This window comes from Pseudomonas sp. NPDC087615 (assembly GCF_044743445.1).
In the GTDB taxonomy this organism is placed as follows: domain Bacteria; phylum Pseudomonadota; class Gammaproteobacteria; order Pseudomonadales; family Pseudomonadaceae; genus Aquipseudomonas; species Aquipseudomonas baetica_A.
Map to the genome: position 1 here is coordinate 1 of NZ_JBIUWM010000122.1, position 3,063 is coordinate 3,063.

The following is a 3,063-nucleotide window of genomic DNA, read 5'->3' on the forward strand; positions in this document are numbered from 1 at the left end:
GTCATCGCGATTGACGCAATGGGCGGGGACTTCGGTCCCCGCAGCATTGTTCAGGCCAGCCTTGCTTGCCTTTCTGCTACACCCTCGCTGCACCTGACCCTCGTCGGTCAACCCTCCCTTCTTGAAGAATTGATCAACGGCCAATCGGCTGCCGATCGCGCGCGCCTGACAATTGTTGCGGCGTCTGAAGTCATCACAATGGACGAGAAACCGACCCAAGCCTTGCGTGGCAAGCCGGATTCGTCGATGCGTGTCGCCTTGGAGTTGGTGCGTGATGGCAAGGCTCAGGCCTGTGTCAGTGCTGGCAATACAGGGGCGTTGATGGCGCTGTCGCGATTTGTCCTCAAAACGTTGCCTGGCATTGATCGGCCAGCCATGGTTGCGGCGATCCCGACACAGAAAGGGTATTGCCAGTTGCTTGATCTGGGCGCCAATGTCGATTGCAGTGCCGAGCATCTTTTGCAGTTCGCTGTGATGGGCTCGGTGGCGGCGCAGACGCTGGGCATCGCCCGTCCGCGCGTGGCGTTGTTGAACATTGGCACCGAAGACATCAAGGGTAATCAGCAAGTCAAGCTGGCAGCCACCTTGTTGCAAGCGGCGCGAGGGATTAACTACATCGGTTTCGTCGAGGGCGATGGGTTGTATCGCGGCGAGGCGGACGTGGTGGTATGCGATGGCTTTGTCGGCAATATCCTGCTCAAGTCCAGCGAAGGGTTGGCGACGATGATCGCCGCGCGTATCGAAGCGCTGTTCAGGCGCAACCTCGCCACACGCGCTGTCGGTGCCTTGGCGTTGCCATTGATGAGGCGCTTGCAGGCTGATCTGGCGCCGGCGCGACATAACGGCGCAAGCTTTCTGGGTTTGCAGGGTATTGTGGTGAAAAGTCACGGGTCGGCCGGGGTTGAAGGCTTTCAGAGTGCTATTGAGCGTGCGTTGATCGAGATTCAGGAGAACCTGCCCGAGCGTCTCCACGGTCGTCTGGAGGATTTGTTGTCTTAGGCGTTTTCGTCGGACAATGCTTAAATGTGACCGCCCGGTTCAAAGGGCCATCCAACTGTCAGTTTCTTGCGTCCCCAAGTGGGGCGTCATTATTCGACGACAAGATCATTAGGGGCTTGTTACATGTCTGCTTCCCTCGCATTCGTCTTTCCAGGACAGGGTTCGCAGTCCCTCGGCATGCTGGCCGAGTTGGGCGCGCAACATCCATTGATCCTCGAAACTTTCAAAGAAGCATCCGATGCTCTGGGCTATGACCTTTGGGCGTTGACCCAGCAAGGGCCGGAAGAGCTGCTCAATCAAACCGATAAAACCCAACCGGCCATTCTGACCGCATCGATTGCCCTGTGGCGTCTGTGGCTGGCTGAAGGTGGCGCGCGTCCAGCTTTCGTTGCCGGTCATAGCCTGGGTGAATACAGTGCGCTGGTTGCTGCAGGTAGCCTGAAGCTGGCTGACGCGGTGAAGCTCGTTGAGCGCCGTGGTCAGTTGATGCAGGAGGCCGTACCGGCCGGGCAGGGTGGTATGGCTGCCATCCTTGGTCTGGAAGACGCCGACGTGCTCGCGGCCTGTGCTGAAGCGGCGCAAGGCGAAGTGGTCAGCGCCGTCAACTTCAACTCGCCGGGCCAGGTGGTTATTGCTGGTGCCAAGGCGGCTGTCGAGCGCGCCATTGAAGGCTGCAAGGCTCGTGGTGCCAAGCGTGCCATGCCGCTGCCGGTGAGCGTGCCGTCGCACTGCGAGCTGATGCGTCCGGCTGCCGAGCGCTTTGCCGAAGCCATCGCCGCCATCGACTGGCAGGCGCCGCAGATCCCTGTGGTACAGAACGTCAGCGCGCAAGTGCCGGCCGATCTGGAAACCCTCAAGCGTGATCTGCTCGAACAACTCTACAAGCCAGTTCGCTGGGTCGAGTCGGTACAGACTCTGGCCGCGAAGGGCGCGACCAATCTGGTCGAGTGCGGGCCGGGCAAGGTGCTTGCCGGTCTGAACAAGCGTTGCGCCGAAGGCGTTGCGACTTCCAACCTCAATACCCCAGACGCTTTCGCTGCCGCTCGCGCAGCGCAAGCCTGAATCAGGAGAAGCTTGCATGAGTCTGCAAGGTAAAGTTGCACTGGTCACCGGTGCAAGCCGCGGTATCGGCCAGGCCATCGCACTGGAACTGGGTCGTCAGGGCGCTACCGTCATCGGTACCGCGACTTCTGCCAAGGGTGCCGAGGCTATCGCCGCTACTCTGAAAGAACATGGCATTCAGGGTACCGGTCTGGAACTCAACGTCACCAGTGACGAATCGGTCAGCAGTGTGCTGGCGAGCATTCAAGAGCAGTTCGGTGCGCCGGCAATCCTGGTGAATAATGCCGGTATCACCCGCGATAACCTGATGATGCGCATGAAAGACGATGAATGGTACGACGTGATCGATACCAATCTGAACAGTCTATATCGCCTGTCCAAGGGCGTTCTGCGTGGCATGACCAAGGCGCGTTGGGGGCGAATTATCAGTATTGGCTCGGTGGTGGGTGCCATGGGCAACGCAGGCCAAGTAAACTATGCAGCCGCCAAGGCCGGTCTGGAAGGTTTCAGTCGTGCAATGGCGCGTGAAGTCGGTTCGCGTTCGATTACGGTCAACTCGGTAACCCCAGGGTTTATCGACACCGATATGACCCGCGAACTGCCTGAAGCACAGCGTGAAGCCTTGCAGACGCAGATTCCGCTGGGTCGTCTGGGACAAGCTCAAGAGATCGCGTCTGTGGTCGCTTTTCTTGCATCCGACGGTGCGGCATACGTCACTGGGGCTACAATCCCGGTGAACGGTGGGATGTACATGTAAGTAAAATGTGACGGATTGCTTCAAAAAAATGTCATACGAGCTGTCTAAAATCCGTTATAAAGCTGCAATCTATTTATAGACAGAGGGCTGCAGGGTTTGAGGAGTGAAGCTTTCAGTTGAAAAGCTGAAAAGTCTTTCTATACACTTACCCACCTGCCAGCTGCCTTAATTTTTCCATTAGGAGTGAAAACAAGGTATGAGCACCATCGAAGAGCGCGTCAAGAAAATCGTTGCCGAGCAACTGG

At 57.9% G+C, this 3,063-nt stretch carries 3 protein-coding genes; all 3 read left to right on the forward strand.

Going from position 1 to position 3,063, the window contains the following annotated elements:
- Nucleotides 1–999, forward strand: a 999-nt coding sequence (plsX, locus tag ACIOU6_RS27735; protein WP_401139916.1) for a phosphate acyltransferase PlsX, incomplete at its 5' end; no start/stop codon positions are given.
- Between the two features lie 123 nt (nucleotides 1,000–1,122).
- Nucleotides 1,123–2,061 (forward strand): ACP S-malonyltransferase, encoded by a 939-nt coding sequence (gene fabD / locus ACIOU6_RS27740; protein WP_221729347.1) that lies wholly within the window; start codon nucleotides 1,123–1,125, stop codon nucleotides 2,059–2,061.
- A gap of 16 nt (nucleotides 2,062–2,077) precedes the next feature.
- On the forward strand, nucleotides 2,078–2,818 hold the full coding sequence (gene fabG / locus ACIOU6_RS27745) for a 3-oxoacyl-ACP reductase FabG (RefSeq protein WP_221729346.1): 741 nt from the start codon (nucleotides 2,078–2,080) through the stop codon (nucleotides 2,816–2,818).
- Nucleotides 2,819–3,063 lie beyond the last annotated feature (245 nt).